At 66.3% G+C, this 17,995-nt stretch carries 15 protein-coding genes; 8 read left to right on the top strand and 7 right to left on the bottom strand.

Annotated elements, in window-relative coordinates; all coding sequences use genetic code 11:
* Positions 1–2 precede the first annotated feature (2 nt).
* The gene (gene choX / locus KAK09_RS02705; RefSeq protein WP_210877276.1) at positions 3–929 is read right to left on the bottom strand and encodes a choline ABC transporter substrate-binding protein; all 927 of its coding nucleotides are present in this window, start codon (positions 927–929) and stop codon (positions 3–5) included.
* Positions 930–1,018: 89 nt separating this feature from the next.
* Entirely contained in the window at positions 1,019–2,572 is a 1,554-nt protein-coding gene (locus KAK09_RS02700) for an ABC transporter substrate-binding protein (RefSeq protein WP_210877275.1), read from the bottom strand.
* 204 nt (positions 2,573–2,776) lie between these two features.
* Between KAK09_RS02700 and betI the strand changes: the two genes are divergently transcribed.
* The 5 genes from betI (at position 2,777) to KAK09_RS02675 (ending at position 7,818) form a co-directional block, all read left to right on the top strand.
* Positions 2,777–3,361 (top strand): transcriptional regulator BetI, encoded by a 585-nt coding sequence (betI, locus tag KAK09_RS02695; protein WP_210877274.1) that lies wholly within the window; start codon positions 2,777–2,779, stop codon positions 3,359–3,361.
* Positions 3,358–4,866: a choline-sulfatase gene (gene betC / locus KAK09_RS02690; RefSeq protein WP_210877273.1), complete on the top strand. Its 1,509-nt coding sequence runs from the start codon at positions 3,358–3,360 to the stop codon at positions 4,864–4,866. The genes betI and betC overlap by 4 nt, the downstream gene beginning before the upstream one ends.
* Before the next feature lie 55 nt (positions 4,867–4,921).
* The gene (gene betA / locus KAK09_RS02685) at positions 4,922–6,577 is read left to right on the top strand and encodes a choline dehydrogenase (RefSeq protein ID WP_210877272.1); all 1,656 of its coding nucleotides are present in this window, start codon (positions 4,922–4,924) and stop codon (positions 6,575–6,577) included.
* A gap of 55 nt (positions 6,578–6,632) precedes the next feature.
* A complete protein-coding gene (locus KAK09_RS02680; RefSeq protein WP_210877271.1) occupies positions 6,633–7,322 on the top strand; it encodes a thermonuclease family protein in 690 nt (229 codons plus the stop codon).
* A 259-nt stretch (positions 7,323–7,581) separates the two neighbouring features.
* The gene (locus KAK09_RS02675) at positions 7,582–7,818 is read left to right on the top strand and encodes a YdcH family protein (protein WP_210877270.1); all 237 of its coding nucleotides are present in this window, start codon (positions 7,582–7,584) and stop codon (positions 7,816–7,818) included.
* A gap of 427 nt (positions 7,819–8,245) precedes the next feature.
* Here KAK09_RS02675 and KAK09_RS02670 read toward each other — a convergent pair whose 3' ends face one another.
* A complete protein-coding gene (locus tag KAK09_RS02670) occupies positions 8,246–9,007 on the bottom strand; it encodes an NAD kinase (RefSeq protein ID WP_210877269.1) in 762 nt (253 codons plus the stop codon).
* Positions 9,008–9,167: 160 nt separating this feature from the next.
* Between KAK09_RS02670 and glyA the strand changes: the two genes are divergently transcribed.
* Positions 9,168–10,475 (top strand): serine hydroxymethyltransferase, encoded by a 1,308-nt coding sequence (gene glyA / locus KAK09_RS02665; protein WP_210877268.1) that lies wholly within the window; start codon positions 9,168–9,170, stop codon positions 10,473–10,475.
* 84 nt (positions 10,476–10,559) lie between these two features.
* Here the strand turns inward: glyA and KAK09_RS02660 are convergent, their stop codons facing one another.
* A complete protein-coding gene (locus KAK09_RS02660) occupies positions 10,560–11,663 on the bottom strand; it encodes a pyridoxal phosphate-dependent aminotransferase (protein ID WP_210877267.1) in 1,104 nt (367 codons plus the stop codon).
* Positions 11,664–11,770: 107 nt separating this feature from the next.
* On the opposite strand from KAK09_RS02660, the gene KAK09_RS02655 reads away from it, so the two are divergent.
* Entirely contained in the window at positions 11,771–12,568 is a 798-nt protein-coding gene (locus tag KAK09_RS02655; RefSeq protein WP_210877266.1) for a crotonase/enoyl-CoA hydratase family protein, read from the top strand.
* Between the two features lie 13 nt (positions 12,569–12,581).
* On the opposite strand, the gene dacB is transcribed toward KAK09_RS02655, so the two are convergent.
* The 3 genes from dacB to KAK09_RS02640 are packed head-to-tail and all read right to left on the bottom strand — an operon-like array spanning position 12,582 to position 15,960.
* A complete protein-coding gene (dacB, locus tag KAK09_RS02650; protein ID WP_210877265.1) occupies positions 12,582–14,075 on the bottom strand; it encodes a D-alanyl-D-alanine carboxypeptidase/D-alanyl-D-alanine endopeptidase in 1,494 nt (497 codons plus the stop codon).
* Positions 14,072–14,746, bottom strand: a complete 675-nt coding sequence (locus KAK09_RS02645) for a nicotinate-nucleotide adenylyltransferase (protein ID WP_210877264.1) — start codon at positions 14,744–14,746, stop codon at positions 14,072–14,074. Before KAK09_RS02645 ends, dacB begins: the two co-directional genes overlap by 4 nt.
* 47 nt (positions 14,747–14,793) lie before the next feature.
* Positions 14,794–15,960, bottom strand: coding sequence for an alpha/beta hydrolase (locus KAK09_RS02640; protein ID WP_210877263.1), 1,167 nt, complete (start codon positions 15,958–15,960; stop codon positions 14,794–14,796).
* A gap of 192 nt (positions 15,961–16,152) precedes the next feature.
* On the opposite strand from KAK09_RS02640, the gene KAK09_RS02635 reads away from it, so the two are divergent.
* Positions 16,153–17,970, top strand: coding sequence for a putative bifunctional diguanylate cyclase/phosphodiesterase (locus KAK09_RS02635; protein WP_210877262.1), 1,818 nt, complete (start codon positions 16,153–16,155; stop codon positions 17,968–17,970).
* Positions 17,971–17,995 lie beyond the last annotated feature (25 nt).

The following is a 17,995-nucleotide window of genomic DNA, read 5'->3' as shown; positions in this document are numbered from 1 at the left end:
TATCACAGACCCAACTCGGCCTTGACCGCAGCCAGTGCATCGCCGCCGTCGCGGGTGGTCACGCCGTCAAGCCAGCCATCCAGAACGCCGGGATTTTCCTTGAGCCAGGCGCTTGCCGCGACTTCGGGCTTCTTGCCATCGTCAAGGATCGCGCCCATGATCTCGTTTTCCATGGCGAGGGTAAATTCGAGGTTTTGCAGGAGCTTGCCCACATTCGGGCATTCCGCCACAAAGCCTGCGCGGGTGTTGGTGGCAACCACCGCGCCGCCCAGATCGGGGCCGAACCAGTCGTCGCCGCCCTCAAGATAGGTCAGGTTGAAATTGGCGTTCATCGGGTGCGGTTCCCAGCCGAGGAACACGACCGGCTCACCCCTCCGGTCGGCGCGGGCGACCTGCGCCAGCATCCCCTGTTCGGAGCTTTCGCGCAGGCGGAAGCCCTTGAGTCCAAAGGCATCCGCCTCGATCATGTCGAGGATCAGCCGGTTGCCGTCATTGCCCGGCTCGATGCCGTAGATCGTCTTGTCGAGCGCCGCGGCCTGTTCGGCGATCGCGGCGAAAGAGGTGATTCCGAGCGCGGCCCCGGCGGCATTGGTGGCCAGCGTGTACTTTGCGCCCTCCAGATTGGTACGCACCGTATCGACCGTCCCGGCCTCGCGGTAGGGGGCGATGTCGGCCTCCATCGTCGGCATCCAGTTGCCGAGGAAAACGTCGATATCGCCCTTGGCGAGCGAGGTATAGGTGACAGGCACCGAGAGCACCTTGACGTCGGTCTTGTAGCCGAGCGCCTCGAGCACGACGGTGGTGGCGGCGGTTGTGGCGGTGATGTCGGTCCAGCCCACATCGGAGAAGGTGATGCGCTCGCAATTGGCAAGCGCGGGGCCGGTGGCGAGCGCGAGGGCGAGCGCGGAAAGGGTCAGCTTGAAGGTCATGGTGGTGTCTCTCCCGGTGTCGGTTCTCATTCTTGGCAACGGGCCCGGCAGCGTCTTGCCACCGGGCCTGCGCAGCGTGTCGGGTGGTATCAGGCCATCCACCAGCGCTCGATGAAGCGCATCCCGTCCACATCCCAGTTGGAGCCCAACTGATCGCTATGGGCGACCTTGGTGGAATTGCCGAAGACGTAATTGGCGAACATCGGGATCACCACGCCGCCATCGTTCGCCACGATCGCCTGCATCTCATGATACATCTCGCGGCGCCTGGCCTCGTCAAGCTCCGAGCGGGCCTTGACCATCAGTTCATCGAATCGCTCACTGCACCAGAAGCTGTCATTCCAGGCTGCGCCGCACTGATAGGCGGTCGAGAACATCTGATCTTCGACCGAGCGACCCGACCAGTAGACGGCGGCGAAGGGCTTTTTCATCCACACATCCGACCAGTAGCCGTCATTGGGTTCGCGCACCGGGGTGACGGAAATGCCGGCGTTGTCGGCGGCGGCCTGATAGAGCACCGCCGCATCCACCGCGCCGACAAAGGCCGCATCCGCCGCCGACAGCCGCACCTCAAGCTTGTCGAGCCCGGCCTGCTGAAGGTGCCACTTTGCCTTGTCGGGATCATAGGCGCGCTGTTCCAGCTCGCTGTTGTAGAACCGCTGGCCCTGACCGATGGGATGGTCATTGCCGACCGAGCCATAGCCGAACAGGATCTTGTCCACCAACTGCTGACGGTCCACCGCGTATTTCAGCGCGAGCCGCGCGTGGTTGTTGCTGAACGGGTCGGAGCGGGTGTCCATCGCGAATGTATAGTGCTGCGTGCCCGCGACCGAGTTGATCTGGATATTGGGGTTGCGCGCAAGCAGGCCCACGGTCTTGAGGTCAAGCCGGTCGGCCACGTCCACATCGCCCGAGACAAGCGCCGTCGTGCGCGCGTTCTGATCGACGATGGCGATGATCTCTGCGCTGTCGAACCAGGCCACGTCGTCACGCCAGTGGTTCGGGTTGCGTTCCATCGTACAGGAGACGCCTGGGTTGAAGTTCTTGAGCACATAGCTGCCGCAGCCATCGCCCGAGCGCCAGTCGATGCTGTCGCCATCGGCCTTGCAGATCGTCAGGTGATAGTCCGACAGGATGAAGGGAAAATCGGCATTGCCGCCATCGAGGGTAAAGATCACCATGTCGTCGCCCTCGGTGGCGATATCGGTGATGGGCGCGACCAGCGGACCGGCGGCGGAGGTGGAGTTTTCGCCGCGGTGGAAGTTGATCGAATTGGCCACATCGGTCGCGGTGACGGTCTTGCCGGAATGGAAGGTCACGCCCGAGCGCACCTTGAAGCGCCAGACCGAGGCATCGGCCGAGGCTTCCCAGCTTTCGGCCACTTCGGGGATGAGCGCGCCGTCGGCGGTTACTTCGGTGAGGCGGCCATGGATCGGAAAGCTGACCGAGGTCATGAAGCTGTTGGAATAGGTGCCGGGGTTGAGCGTGTCAGTGGTCTGGCCGTGGCCGATGGCCACGCGCAGATGGCCGCCGCGCTTGGGTGCGGCCTTGGCCGCGCGTGGCATGGAGGCAGCAAGCGCCACACCCGCAGTTCCGGCCATGAAGCCGCGACGATCCATCCCGCCGTTGAAAATTCTGGTCATTGCTGATGTCTCCCTTGGTTTCGTCCAACCTGCCTCTGCCATGGGCGGGCGGTCGGTTCTTATCTGCTGAGGCTAATATGACGCCGGTGTGAAACACAACGTCGTTCTGGTCATTTCGAGGCCGGACTTCCCCCTCCCGGTTTTCTTGATTGACGAGTCAATTAAACACGCTTACCCCGGTCTGGCAAGCAGGAGAAATCGGTCATGCCCAAGCTGGGAATGGAGCCGATCCGGCGCGGGGCGCTGGTTGAGGCGGCAATCCACGAGATCGGCGCGCACGGTGCTCTCGACGTGACGGTGGCGCAGATCGCGCGGCGCGCGGGCATGTCAAGCGCGCTGGCGCATCACTATTTCGGCTCGAAGGAGGCGATGTTCACGGCCGCCATGCGCCATGTGCTGACGCTTTACGGGGCCGAGGTGCGCGGCGCGCTGAGCATGGCGCGGGGACCGCGCGCGCGGCTTGAGGCGATCATCCGGGCGAGTTTCACGCCCGCGCAGTTCCGCCCCGAGATGGTCGCCGCCTGGCTCAATTTCTATGTGCAGGCGCAGCGATCGGACACGGCGCGGCGGCTGTTGCATGTCTACCAGCGGCGGCTGCGGTCGAACCTGCACCACGCCTTTCGCCAGCTTGCACCGGATGAGGCCCGCACACTGACGCGCGGACTTGCGGCGATGATCGACGGGCTTTACCTGCGCCAGGCGCTGGGCGAGGGCGGCATCGCGCCCAAGGCTGCGATTGCCGTGCTGCTGCATTATCTTGACACATCCTTGCCGGAGACAAAGCAATGACCGCGCCGAACATCCTGATTTTCATGGTCGATCAGCTCAACGGGACGTTCTTTCCGGATGGTCCGGCGGAGTGGCTGCACGCGCCCAATCTGCGCGCGCTGGCAGAGCGTTCGACGCGGTTTGCCAATACCTATTCGGCGTCGCCGCTCTGCGCACCGGGGCGGGCGAGTTTCATGTCGGGCCTTCTGCCTTCGCGCAGCCGCGTCTACGACAACGCCGCCGAGTTCACCGCCGATATCCCCACCTATGCCCACCACTTGCGGCGCGCGGGCTATCAGACCTGCCTTTCGGGCAAGATGCATTTTGTCGGTCCCGATCAGTTGCACGGCTTCGAGGAGCGGCTGACCACCGATATCTACCCGGCCGATTTCGGCTGGACACCCGATTACCGCAAACCAGGCGAGCGGATCGACTGGTGGTATCACAACATGGGGTCTGTCACGGGTGCGGGTGTGGCCGAGATTTCCAACCAGATGGAATACGATGACGAGGTGGCCTATAACGCCACGCGCAAGGTCTATGACCTCGCGCGCGGTCATGACGCGCGGCCCTGGTGCCTGACGGTCAGCTTTACCCACCCGCACGATCCCTATGTGGCGCGCAAGAAATACTGGGATCTCTACGAGGAGTGCGACCACCTTCTGCCCGAAGTGCCAGCGATGGCCTACGAGGCGCACGACGCCCATTCCAGGCGGATTTTCGACGCCAACGACTGGCGCAGCTACGACATTTCCCAGGAGCAGATCCGCCGCGCGCGGCGTGCCTATTTCGCCAATATCTCCTATCTCGATGACAAGATCGGCGAGGTGATGGCGGCGCTGGAGGCCAGCCGGCAGGAGGCCATCATCCTTTTCGTGTCCGATCACGGCGACATGCTGGGCGAGCGGGGCCTGTGGTATAAAATGTCCTTCTACGAGGGCTCTGCCCGCGTGCCGCTGATGATCTCGGCCCCGGGCATGGCGCCGGGCCTTGTCACCGATCCGGTCAGCACGATCGACGTCTGCCCGACGCTCTGCGATCTGGCGGGCGCGGACATGTCCGAGGTCGCGCCCTGGGTCGAGGGGCAATCGCTGGTCTCTCTCGGGCAGGGCGGCAAACGCGAGGCCCCCGTGGCGATGGAATACGCCGCCGAGGCGAGCTATGCGCCGCTTGTCTCGTTGCGGTATGGCAAGTGGAAATACAATCGCTGCGCGCTCGATCCCGATCAGCTCTTCGATCTGGAGGCCGATCCGTATGAACTGACGAACCTGGCGCAAGACCCGGCTCATGCGGGCACGCTTGCCAGCTTGCGCGCCAAGGCGGATGCCCGCTGGGATCTTGACCGCTTCGATGCCGAGGTGCGCGAAAGCCAGGCCCGCCGCTGGGTGGTCTACGAGGCGCTGCGCAAGGGGGGCTATTACCCCTGGGACTACCAGCCGCTGCAAAAGGCGTCGGAGCGCTACATGCGCAACCACATGGACCTCAACGTGCTGGAGGAAAGCCAGCGCTTTCCGAGGGGCGAATGATGCTTTCACTGTTCCCCAAATACTCAGGCACCGACAGCCACGGGCGGGACCGCTGATGGAGGCCGATTACGTCATCGTGGGGGCAGGCAGCGCGGGCAGCGCCATGGCGTATCGCCTCTCGGAGGCGGGCAAGTCCGTGCTGGTGATCGAGCATGGCGGCACGGATGCCGGTCCCTTCATCCAGATGCCCGGCGCGCTCAGCTATCCGATGAACATGCGCCGCTATGACTGGGGTTACCGCACCGAGCCAGAGCCGCATCTGGGCGGGCGGCGGCTGGCCTGTCCGCGCGGCAAGGTGATCGGCGGCTCAAGCTCGATCAACGGCATGGTCTATGTGCGCGGCCATGCGCGCGATTACGACCATTGGCGCGATCAGGGCTGCGACGGCTGGGGCTATGCGGACGTTCTGCCGTATTTCAAGCGGATGGAGGCCTGGGACGATGGCGGGCATGGGGGCGATCCCGACTGGCGTGGCAAGGATGGGCCGCTCCATGTGACCCGGGGCGCGATGGCGAACCCGCTTACGCGGGCGTTCATCGCGGCGGGTGTGCAGGCGGGCTATCCGGCGACCGGGGATTACAACGGCGCGCAGCAGGAGGGGTTCGGCCCGTTCGAGATGACGGTTTACAAGGGTCGGCGCTGGTCGGCGGCCAATGCCTATCTGAAGCCGGCGCTCAAGCGTCCGAATTGCGATCTGCTGCGGGGGCTTGTGACCCGCGTGGTGATCGAGCAAGGGCGCGCCACGGGTGTCGAGGTGCTGCGGTCCGGGCAGCGCGAGGTGGTGCGCGCGCGCGTCGAGGTGATCCTTGCCGCCTCCTCGATCAACTCGCCCAAACTTTTGATGCTGTCAGGGATCGGGCCGGGCGCGCATCTGTCGGAGCACGGCATCGCGGTTCTGGCCGACCGCCCCGGCGTGGGGGCGAATTTGCAGGACCATATGGAACTTTACATCCAGATGGCGGCAAGCCAGCCGGTAAGCCTCTACAAATACTGGAACCTTTTCGGCAAGGGCTGGGTGGGTTTGCAATGGCTTATGGGCAAGCGCGGGCCGGGGGCCAGCAACCAGTTCGAAAGCTGCGGTTTCATCCGCTCGCGGGCCGGGGTCGATTACCCGGACATCCAGTTCCACTTCCTGCCCATTGCCGTGCGCTATGATGGCAAGGCGGCGGCAGAGGGTCACGGGTTTCAGGCCCATGTCGGCCCGATGCGCAGCTTGTCGCGCGGCTCCGTCAGTCTGCGCAGCAGCAATCCTGCCGACGATCCGGTGATCCGCTTCAACTACATGAGCGCCGAAAGCGACTGGGAAGATTTCCGCCGCTGCATCCGGCTTACACGCGAGATCTTTGCGCAGGAGGCGTTCGCGCCTTTCGTGCGACACGAGATTCAGCCGGGGGCGGATGTGCAAAGCGATGATTCGTTGGATGATTTCATCCGCGAACACGCCGAGAGCGCCTATCATCCCTGCGGCACCTGCAGGATGGGGCGCGCGGGCGATCCGATGGCGGTGGTGGACCCGCAGGGCCGGGTGATCGGTGTGGACGGGCTGCGCGTGGCCGATTCGAGCCTTTTCCCGCGCATCACCAACGGCAATCTCAACGCGCCCTCGATCATGGCGGGCGAGAAGATCGCCGATCATGTGCTGGGTCGGTCGCTGCCGCCCGAGAATGCCGAGCCGTGGCGGCATCCTCATTGGGCAACGCGGCAGCGTTAACCTTTTGTTCACCTTATGGCTTGATCGAAGCGGGTTTTTGCCGCCATAAGGGGGCATGTTAAGAATTTGTTCACTTATTGTTCTTATGATGGTGCCTGTCGCGGGTCTCGCGCAGGGCTTTGGCGGGGTCGTGCGCGTGATCGACGGCGACACGTTCGATGTGGGCGCTGTGCGGGTGCGCCTGCACGGGGTCGATGCGCCCGAGGCGGGGCAACCCTGCACCAATGGCGACGGGGTGCAATGGGATTGCGGCGCCTGGGTAACCGATCAGGTGCGCGCGCGCCTTGGCGGGCGGCGGGTGTCTTGCGAGAAGGTGACCGAGGACCGGTATGGCCGGACCGTCGCGCGCTGCGCGCTGGCCGGTCAGGATGTGGGGCGCATGCTTGTGTCGGAGGGGCTGGCGCTGGCCTATCGCCGATACTCGATGGACTATGACCTTGATGAGAAGCGTGCCGTGATTGCGGGGCGCGGCCTGCATGCGCATCGGTTCGACCGTCCCGAGGATCACCGTAATGCCGTGCGCGGGGAACGGGGCGGCGGCGCGGGTGCCGGCGGGGACAGGTCGGGCGCCGCTGCGCCGGGATGCACCATCAAGGGCAATATCGGCCGTTCGGGTGCGCGCATCTATCACATGCCGGGGCAGGCCGATTACGCCCGTACGGTGATCAACCCGCGCGACGGGGAACGCTGGTTCTGCACCGAGGCCGAGGCGCGTGCGGCGGGCTGGCGGAAGGCGCGCCGCTGAGCCTTCGGTTCCGGGGCGGGTTACAGGGCCGCTGCGCCGCGCAAACCGCCCGCCGAAGCCGCCTGTAAGAGCGCCCTGTCGAAACCACCAGTGACTGCGGCGCGTGACTGTGGCCCGGCAGGGCACGCGACACGGCAACGGGAACAGTCCGGCGGCGCGGCTGTTTTTCAGCCTCGGCACCCGCCGTTTGATCCGGGTCAAGGTTAGAGCGATTCCAGATTGCTAGCCTGTGCTCGGGCCAGTCAGAAGGAGGCACGCGATGTCGAATACCCCCCACGAGCTAAACGAGGAATTCCCCCAGTTCGCTGAGAAGATCAGCGAGTTGAAACAGAAGGATGCGCATTTCGCGCGGCTTGCGGAGGAGTATCACGCCGTTAACCGTCAGGTGCACCGCGCCGAAACGCTGGTCGAGCCGATGGATGATCGCGCCGAGATGGAACTGCGCAAGTCGCGGGCGCGGCTCAAGGACGACATCTATCGTCTGCTGAGCGCCTGAACGGATCGTTCCGGGCCATGGACCCGACGAAAACCCCCGCGCGGAATATCCGCGCGGGGGCTGGCTTGCCCGGAGCCGGGCAGGAGGAGAGCCAGAACGCGCCTAGGACGAGTGCCCGGTCAACGCGGTCACCGAAACGGGGCTGGGGATGAGACTGGTGACCGTCACCGGACCGCTCTGCGCGCTCTCATCACGATCCCGATACACAACAAACCCCGCCACGATCAGACCTCCCAGAAGGAGAGCCCTGAAGGTATTGGCAACCCGCATGATCCGAACTCCTCTTTTCCCTAGCCTTACACACCTGCACGTTGCAGGCGGGATCAGATTGCGGCGCTGCAGCGTGGTCAGGCAATAACGACGGGTTGTTATCGGATAACAAGGCGCGTGTCCGACCCGATCTTCTTGCGGGCAGAGGGCGACCGGCTCAGGTGAACTGTTCGCGCAGGAGCCGCTCTTCCAGCCCGTGACCGGGGTCGAACAGGATCCGGTGGGCGATGCTGGTCTCGGAGCGGATCTCGACCCAGAGCACGCTTTCCACCCAGCGGCTGTCGGCATCGGCCATGACCGGGCGTTTGTCCGGCTCGATCACGTCGAAGCGCACCGTCGCGCTCTTGGGCAGCAGCGCCCCGCGCCAGCGGCGGGGGCGGAAGGCGGCAACGGCGGTAAGCGCGAGCACGTCCGAGCCGATGGGCAGGATTGGCCCGTGGGCGGAATAGTTGTAGGCGGTGGAGCCTGCGGGCGTGGAGACCAGAGCGCCGTCGCAAATCAGTTCCTCCAGCCGCAACCGCCCGTCGATGGTGATGCGCAGCTTGGCCGCCTGCGGGCCTGCGCGCAGAAGCGAGACCTCGTTGATCGCCAGCGCCACGTGGATGGTGCCGTCGCCCGCCTCGGCGCGCATGGCCAGCGGATTGATCACCTCTTGCTCGGCGGCGATCAGGCGTTCGGGCAGGTCGGTCTCGGAATAGTCGTTCATCAGAAAGCCGACCGTGCCGCGATTCATCCCGTAGACCGGTACGTCAAGCGCCTGCGTGCGGTGCATGGTGGCCAGCATGAAGCCGTCGCCGCCAAGCGCCACGATCACATCGGCCTCGGCCTCGGGGACGGAGCCGTAGCGCGCGGCAAGTGCTGCGCGTGCGGTCTGCGCCGTGGGCACGTCGCTGGCGACAAAGGCGATTTTCTGCGTCATGGGCTGTCCCTGTTTTCTATTCTCCAAGTCGAAACACAATTCGCGCGTCAAGACCAGCCATGCCGGTCAGACGGGGGGATGCGTCGCTTTACAATCTTTCCTTGAAGGGGTGTTTGGGCTAGGTGCGTCGCCAGAGTCATCTTCTGGCGGAGGACAGCACATGCCCCATGACGGTAACCGGCCCGTGGCCGACCAAGGCTTTTTCACCGAAGCACTCGCTGCGCGCGACCCCGAGATTGCCCGCGCGATCGGGCTGGAGCTTGGCCGCCAGCGCGACGAGATCGAGTTGATCGCATCCGAGAACATCGTCAGCGCCGCGGTGATGGAGGCGCAAGGCTCGGTGATGACCAACAAATATGCCGAAGGCTATCCGGGGCGGCGCTATTATGGCGGTTGTCAGTTCGTGGACATCGCCGAGAACCTTGCCATCGAGCGGGCGTGCAAGCTGTTTGATTGCGGATTCGCGAACGTGCAGCCCAATTCCGGTTCGCAGGCCAATCAGGGCGTGTTCACCGCGCTGCTCAAGCCCGGCGACACGATCCTCGGGATGAGCCTCGATGCGGGTGGACACCTGACGCATGGCGCCGCGCCCAACCAGTCGGGCAAGTGGTTCAACGCGGTGCAATACGGTGTGCGCAAGCAGGATAACCTCATCGATTACGATCAGGTGCAGGCGCTGGCGACGGAACATCGGCCCAAGCTGATCATCGCCGGCGGCTCGGCCATACCGCGCCGGATCGACTTTGCCCGGATGCGCGAGATCGCCGATTCCGTGGGGGCCTGGCTGCATGTGGACATGGCGCATTTCGCGGGTCTGGTGGCGGCGGGCGAGCATCCCAGCCCCTTCCCGCACGCCCATGTGGCCACCACCACCACGCACAAGACGCTGCGCGGCCCGCGTGGCGGCATGATTCTCACGAATGACGAGGATCTGGCGAAAAAGGTCAACTCCGCGATCTTTCCCGGCATCCAGGGCGGCCCGCTCATGCATGTCATCGCCGCCAAGGCCGTGGCCTTTGGCGAGGCGCTGCGGCCGGAGTTCAAGGACTACATCAAGGCCGTGATCGCCAATGCGCAGGCGCTGTCGGATCAGTTGATCAAGGGCGGGCTGGATACCGTGACGCATGGCACCGATACCCATGTGGTGCTGGTCGATCTGCGGCCCAAAGGCGTCAAGGGCAACGCCACCGAAAAGGCTTTGGGTCGCGCGCATATCACCTGCAACAAGAACGGCGTGCCGTTCGACCCTGAAAAACCGACGGTGACAAGCGGCATCCGCCTTGGCAGCCCCGCGGGGACGACGCGCGGCTTTGGCGAGGCCGAATTCCGCCAGATCGCCGACTGGATCATCGAGGTGGTGGACGGGCTGGCCGTCAATGGCGCGGACAGCAACGGCGCGGTTGAGGAAAAGGTCAAGGCCGAGGTCGCCGCGCTCTGCGCGCGCTTCCCGATCTATCCCGGCCTCTGACGGGGTCGGTGGCCGGACGGGCGGGGGCGCGGGTCGGATTGGCGCCGCCCCCGCCCGTCCGGCCCGTTTGCTTAAGTCACAGGCTCAGCGCGCCGCAGCGAGTGCCTTTGGCAGCGTTTCGGCCAGGATGGCCATATCTCTTGCCGGGCCGCAGCTGATGCGGATGCAGCGATCCTGTGGCGCAACGAAGGGCATGCGCACGAACACGCCCTGCTCCACCAGAGATTGCAGCACACACCGGGCAAAGGCCCCGTCCCGCCCGCAATCGACGGTGACGAAATTGGTGGCCGAGGGCAGGGCGACAAGGCCGTTCTCCGCTGCGATCCGGGCAATCTCTGCCCGCGCCTGCGCCACCTCGGCCAGCACATGGGTCAGCCACGCGCCATCGCGCAGCGCCGCGAGCGCCCCCGCCTGCGCCATGCGGGTCATGCCGAAATGGTTGCGCACCTTGTCAAACGCCCGGATCAGCCCCGCCTCGGCGATCGCATAGCCGATCCGCGCCCCCGCCATCCCGTAGGCCTTGGAAAACGTGCGCATCCTTATCACGCGCGGATCATCGGCCGCGATGTGGGGGGCGGTGCCCTCGGGGGCAAACTCGATATAGGCCTCGTCGAGGCACAGCAGGCAGCCCTCGGGCACCGTGTCGAGCGCCGCCGAAATGGCCGCGCCTGTCATCCATGACCCCATCGGGTTGTCGGGATTGGCGAAATAGATCAGCTTCGCGCCCACCTCGCGCGCGCGGGCGATGAGCGCGGGCAGGTTCTCGGTATCATTGGCATAGGGCACCTTGTCGAGCACGCCGCCGAACCCCGCGACATGGTAGTTGAACGTGGGATAGGCCCCGTCCGAGGTCACAACCCGGTCGCCCGGCGCCACCAGAAGCCGCACCAGATTGCCCAGAAGCCCGTCGATGCCTTCGCCCACCAGAACATTTCCCGGCGCCACGCCCAGATGCGCGGCCAGCGCCGCGCGCAGATCGTGGCTTGTCGGGTCGCCGTATTTCCAGACCTCCGCCGCCTCGGCGCGCATGGCGGCAAGCGCCTCGGGCGAGGGTCCGAAAAGGCTCTCGTTCGCGCCAAGCCGCGCGGCGAAAGGCGCGCCGCGCGTGCGCTCCTGTTCTTCTGGGCCGACAAAGGGCACGGCGGCGGGCAGGCTCTGGACAAGCGGGGTGTAGCGCGGATGTGTCATGACGCCAGAGATAACGGGATGCGGGGCCGCGCGGCAAGGGGCTGCCGCCACGTTATTCTGGCCAGCGGCGGCGCGGGCGTGTTTCATGGGGGACAGGAGGATCGCCCATGCCCCGTGTCACGACCGAGATCGAGGGCCATATCGCCCATGTCACCCTTACCCGCCCCGACAAGCGAAACGCCGTCGACCCCGAGATGGCCGAAGCGATCGTCGCCGCCGGTCACGCGCTGATGGGGGCGGATATCCGCGCCGTGGTGCTCTCGGGCGAGGGGCGGGCGTTCTGCGCGGGGCTTGACGTGATGAGCTTTGCGGCGCTTGCCAGGGGCGATCCCGAGGCGTTGATCGTGCCGCGAACCCATGGCACGACCAATCTCTTTCAGGAGGTGGCGATGGTCTGGCGCCGCCTGCCCGTCCCGGTGATCGCGGCGCTGCATGGCGCGGTTTATGGCGCGGGCTTCCAGCTTGCGCTCGGGGCCGATATCCGCATCGCGGCACCCGAGGCAGAACTGGCGATCATGGAGATGAAATGGGGGCTGATCCCCGATATGGGCGGCATGGCGCTTTTGCCGCGCCTTACGCGCTCGGACGTGATCCGCCGCCTGACCTATAGCGCACAGCCGATCCCCGCCGCGCAGGCCGCCGCCTGGGGCCTTGTCACCGAGATCGCCGCAGACCCGCTGGCCGCCGCGTGCGCCCTGGCCGGCGGGATCGCCGCGCGCAGCCCCTCGGCGATCCGTGCGGCCAAGCGCCTTGTCGCCGTGGCCGAAAGCGGGGCGGACGAGGCCGAGATCCTCATGGCCGAAAGCCGCGAACAGGCCGCGCTTGTCGGCAAGCCTGACCAGATGGAACAGATCGCCGCCAACATGGCAGGGCGCGCGCCGGTCTTTGGGGACCGCAACACCTGAGCGCCCGCGCCGCTCAGCCGTGCAGGGTGCTCCACCGCTCGATCAGCGCCTGTTGCAGCGTTTTCGCCCGGCTGTTCCAGCCGCGCGCGCCGGGTGGGCTGTCGTCCTGCGCGGGGTTGATCCGGGATCGAAGCGTGTCGCTGGCGGTGAAGATGGCAAACACCAGCTCCTTGCCGCCCGGCGTGGTGACATAGCCTGCAAGCGTGCTGACGAAATAGAGCGTGCCGGTCTTGGCCAGAACCTTGAGCGCGGAGTTGCGAAGCGGGTTGCCCCTGGCGTCGCGCAGGGTGAATTCACGCAGCAGCGGGCGCAGCATCTCGGCCCGCCGTGCCCCGGCCAGACCCCGCGCCATATCCGCCGCCGACAGCCGCGAGCGGTCGCTGAGGCCGGAATGGTCGCGCAGTTGCGCGGCCTGCATCCCGAGCGTCGCCTCGGCCCAGCCGTTCATCGCCTCGGCCGACCGCGCGAGCGTCACCGTGTGCCCCAGACGCCGGGCAGAGGCCGCAAGCCCGACCATCTCGGCGGTGATGTTGGTGGAATAGCGCAGCATCTCGCGCAGAAGCGGCACGAGCGGGTCGCTGAAATGGCTGGCCAGAACGCTGCCCGAGGGCGCGGCGGTCATGGTCTCGGCCTGGCCGAGCACGATGCCCTGCGACCGCGCGAAGGTGGCAAAAACCTCGCCGGCGTAAAGTTCGGGTTTGCGCACCGGCAGCCAGCGCGCCCCGCCGTTGCCCAATGCCCCGCGCGCCACGCTCCAGTCATCGCGGGCGCCGCCATCGGCATAGGCATAGACCGGCGCGCCCCGGTCGGCGATGCGGATGCGCGCGACGGTCACATCGGGGCGGTAGCGGTCCGAGCGCGCGTCCATGGTGATGGCGTAACTGCCGTCCTGCCGCTTCCATTCGAAATGCACGCGGTTGTAATTGAGGTTGAGCCCCGAGAGCGCCGGATTATAGCCCGCATGATCGGGTTGATCCTCGTCGATGGCGCGGTGAAAGGGCACAGCCCCGCCCCAGACGCGGAACCCGCCGTGCACTTCGCGCAGTCCGGTCGCCTTGAGCGCCGCCGCCAGCCCGGCCAGCGCGTTGGTGTCGAGGGTCGGATCGCCTCCCCCCGCCAGCACCAGATCGCCCCTGAGGATGCCATTCTCGACCGGCCCGGCCGCGATGAGCCGCGTCTCGAATCGGTGCGCCGGTCCCAGCGTGTCGAGCGCGTAAAGCGTGGTCAGCGCCTTGCTGACGCTGGCGGGGGGCAGGGCGGTGGTGCCGTCACCTTCTTCCAGAACCTGTCCGGTTGCCGGATCGACCACGGCATAGCCCACCCGGCCCGAGAGGTTGGCCTTGGCGATGAGCGCCTCGGCACTTGGCGCGCCGTGCGCGGCGATGGTGCCGCGTGCGGGCCGGGCAACGGGGCGCAACGAGGTTGCGGGCGGGGCAGCAAGCGCGGGGCCGGCCAGCGCGGCAAGGCTGGTGGTCAGGAAAAACCGTCTGGAAACCGGGCGCATCATGGCGTGAGTCTAGCCAATCCCGCACCGCCCGCGCAATCGGTTCCGCAGGTGCGGGCACTCACGTTTGCGCAATCTCCGAAGTGATCCCGCGCGCGCAGCGCGCTTGAGGAGATGTCCATCATGGGTACGTTGACAAAGCACCAGGCCGGCAAGCGCGCGCGTCCGAGCGCGTGGGACTGCGCGGCGGGAAGCCGGGCCTCGGCATAGACCCGCGCCGCCACCGAGCGCCGCGCCGAAATGCGCTGACCGGGGCGCGCCAGCACGCCCACGGGCACGCTCTCCATGATCGCGCGCCAGTCCTGCCAGCGGTGAAGCTGCGCGAGGTTGTCCGCCCCCATCAGCCAGACAAAGCGCCGTCCGGGGCAGATCCTGGTCAGCGCCGCCAGCGTCTCGGCGGTAAAGCGCGTGCCGACATGGGCTTCGAAATCCGTGACGGCAATGCGCGGGTGATCCACCAGCGCGCGCGCCGCCGCCATTCGCGCGGACAGGGGCGCGGGGCCGTGGCGCTTCAATGGATTGCCGGGGCTGACGAGCCACCACAGACGATCAAGCCCGAAGCGGCGCAGCGCCTCGTGGCTGATATGCAGATGCCCGGCATGGGGGGGATCGAACGAGCCGCCCAAAAGGCCGATCACCTGACCGGGACGAGAAAGGGGCAGGCCGTGTGTCATGCGCCTGTCATTGCCAGCGCGCCGTGCGGTGTAAAGTGAAAATGCGCTCAACGGTCGGGATCGCCGATGCGCGGCGCGGGGCGGGCCTGCACCAGACGCCAGAAGTTGCCTTCTTCCGGTTCGAGATTGCGCACGGGGCTTTCGGGCGCGGCCCCGGCCACGATCACCTGCGCCATGTCGCGCAGCACCTCTGGGTTGTTGCGGAAATAGCTGTGGCTGGAGGCCCCCGTGACCGCACTCACGTTGATGAAGTCCACGTTGCGGATGCGCGTGAAGATCTCGCGCTCGGCCTCGCCCAGTTGCCCGAAGGAAATACGGCCAAAGCGCGTGCCTGCCAGCAGCACCTGCGCAAGGCCAAGGGTGCTGTCGCCGGGGTTGATATAGACGGTGACACGGTCAAAGGCGGGACCGAAGCGTTCGGCGATCAGCCGCTGACGCACCACCGAGAAATCGAGATCGGGCGCGGCGAGAATCAGATTGCCGACCCTCAGGCTCTGGCGCGGGACGCGCCCGGCCGCGCGCGCCTCGATCACCAGTTCGCGCAGGGCACTTGTGACCACATCGCTGCCCCGGCTATGGGCGACGATATGGATATCGTTCAGTCCCGGCACCCCGGCGAGGATGCGCAGCGTCTCCTTGAGGTGAAAAATCGAGAACTCGCCGCTTTCGCGGTCCTTGAAATAGGCAAAGGCGCCGGGGTTGCCCGCAGGCCAGCTGAAGGCGAGCGGCAGCGCGTCTTCGCCGGCGACCCGCCATATCCGGGCAAGTGTTTCCATCGTGTCGTCGAAATGGCTGTTGAAGCCGTGGATATAGAGCACGATGTCGCGCTTGCCGCTCTGTCGGAGTGCCTCGGCGAGGTTGGCACGCATCTGCGCGCGCGCCGCCTCGTAGTCGCGGGCCGGGCCGGGATCGGCTATGGGCCAGCCGTCCCGCATGGTGAAGGGCAGGGGTGTGGCGGGAAAGCGCACATGCGCGCGCGCGCCGCGCAAGCGGCCATTGCCAAGGTCGATCCGGGCCGTGCCGAAGCTCATCGCCGCGTCGCGCCGCACGCTGAAGCGCAGCCTGCCCGGCTCGTCGTGCTCGATCGCGCGGTTGCTGACAAAGAAGAACTCGGGCTCGGCGGGCGCGGCGAGCAGGGGCAGGCTGCGCACCCCGCCACAGGCGCCAAGCGTGAGCGCCAGCAAAAGGGCGAGGAATGCCGCGAGAGGGCGCATGGGATCTCCGCGTTGCGGTGTCGAGGTCAAGTATGCCGCATTGGCGCCGCGCGACAATGGCCAAACGCACGCGAGGCCCTCGGCGCGAAAAACACCTAGGATTTTAGGGGTTATCCGCGCAGGCGCGCACGCTTCGTTAACCCGACGCGGGCTAGCGTGTCCGTGCTTGAATGGACAGCACCGGGGCAACAGGTGGCTTGGACGTCTGATAATCAGGATGCGGAATGCGCTGCGCCGGGCCTGTTTCGGCGCATCGTGGCAGGTGCGCAGGACGGCATCGCCGTGCAGGACATGTCCGGCCGCATCGAATGGGTCAACCCGGCCTGCGAGCGGCTTTATGGCTGGACGATTGACCAGATGCGCGGCCACAAGCCGCAGGACTTCATCCTGCCGCCAGAGACGCGGCCGCCCGCCGCCAGCATTGCCGCGTTCCGCTATGATTCTGGCCGGTCGATCTTTGGACGTTACCTGCTGTCGCGCAATATCCGGCGCGATGGCAGCGTTTTCTGGAACCAGCAGAGCTTTGCCATGCTCGATCTGGGCGCGGCGGGGCAAAAGGTGGTGGTCACATGCCGCGACGTGACCGATCAGGTCAGCACCGAACTGGCGCTGCGTCAGGTCCAGGTCGATCTGCGCCATGCCGCCCATCATGACGATCTCACGGGGCTGGCCAATCGCAAGAAGCTGGCCGAGCATCTGGGCTCGGTGCCGGTGCGCGCGGCGATGGCGCGCGGCGCGCTGGGCGTGCTGGTGATCGACATCGACAAGTTCAAGGAAATCAACGATTCGCTGGGTCATGGCGCGGGCGACCGGACCCTTGAGCATGTCGCCTTGGTGCTGGCACGGGTGGCGGGGCCGCGGGATCTGGCCTGCCGCACCGGCGGGGACGAATTCCTTCTGGTCAGCGACGTGCCGGATCGCGAGGAGGGGATTCAGGCGCAGGCCGACGCTGTGCTGCGCGCGCTCGAGCCGCCGCTTGTCTGGCGCGAGCAGAGTATTCGCATCGGCGCCTCGATCGGGGCCTGCCTCGCCTCGGGTCCGGCGGTGACGGGCGAGGAGATGATCCAGCATGCCGATGCCGCGCTCTATGCCGCCAAGGTGGGCGGGCGCGGGCGCGTGGTGCTTTATACCGACGATATGGGCCGGGACCAGCGCGAGCGGCAGGAACTGGCGCGCGACCTGCGCGAGGCGGTTGCCCGCGACCAGTTCGAGATCCACCTTCAGCCGCAGCTTTGCCTTGCCTCCGGGCGCATCCAGGGCTGCGAGGCGCTGCTGCGCTGGCGCCACCCGCGCCGGGGAATCCTGGCTCCGGCGACATTTCTGGAGACGGCGGACGGTTTGGGCCTTCTGGCCGAGATCGATTACCTGTCGATGACGATGGCGCTTGATGCGTTGCAGGCGCTGGTCGAGGCGGGCTTTGGCCAGCTTGTCATGTCGATCAACGTCTCTGCGGCGATTCTGGCAGACGTGAACTATCCGGGGCTGCTTGACTGGGCCTTGCAGTCGCGGGGCCTGCGGCCTGAACAGATCTGCATCGAGGTGTTGGAAACCACGATTCTCGACGGCTCTGGCGCTGATGTCATGGGCGTGGTCGCGCGTTTCAAGCGGCTTGGCGTGCGCGTGGCGCTGGACGATTTCGGCACGGGATATGCGGGGCTTGCTCACATGGCCAGTTTCGAGGTGGACGCGATCAAGCTGGACCGCTCGATGATCGCGCGGCTCGACCATGATCCACGCAACCGCGTGATCGTGCGCGCGATCATCCGGTTGTGCCGCCTGCTGGAGATGGACGTAGTCGCCGAAGGGGTCGAGACGCCCGAACAACTGGGAATCCTGCGTCGCGCCAATTGCCCCGTGATCCAGGGCTTCGGCCTTGCCCGCCCGATGCCGCTTGAGGCGCTGCTCGGCTGGCTGGCCGCCAATGATCCGCTGCCCGATACCGCACCTTTCGGGGCCGCCCTCACCGCGCCGCGCTCTGGGCCTGCCCGATTGATCGGCCATGTGCGCTGACCATTGCCCCCACGCCCCGCGCCCG

Origin of the sequence: Roseovarius autotrophicus, from assembly GCF_018069895.1 — a bacterium.
In the GTDB taxonomy this organism is placed as follows: Bacteria; Pseudomonadota; Alphaproteobacteria; order Rhodobacterales; family Rhodobacteraceae; genus Roseovarius; species Roseovarius autotrophicus.
The sequence above is the reverse complement of the archived record's forward strand: the minus strand, read 5'-3'. Positions and strand labels throughout refer to the sequence as shown.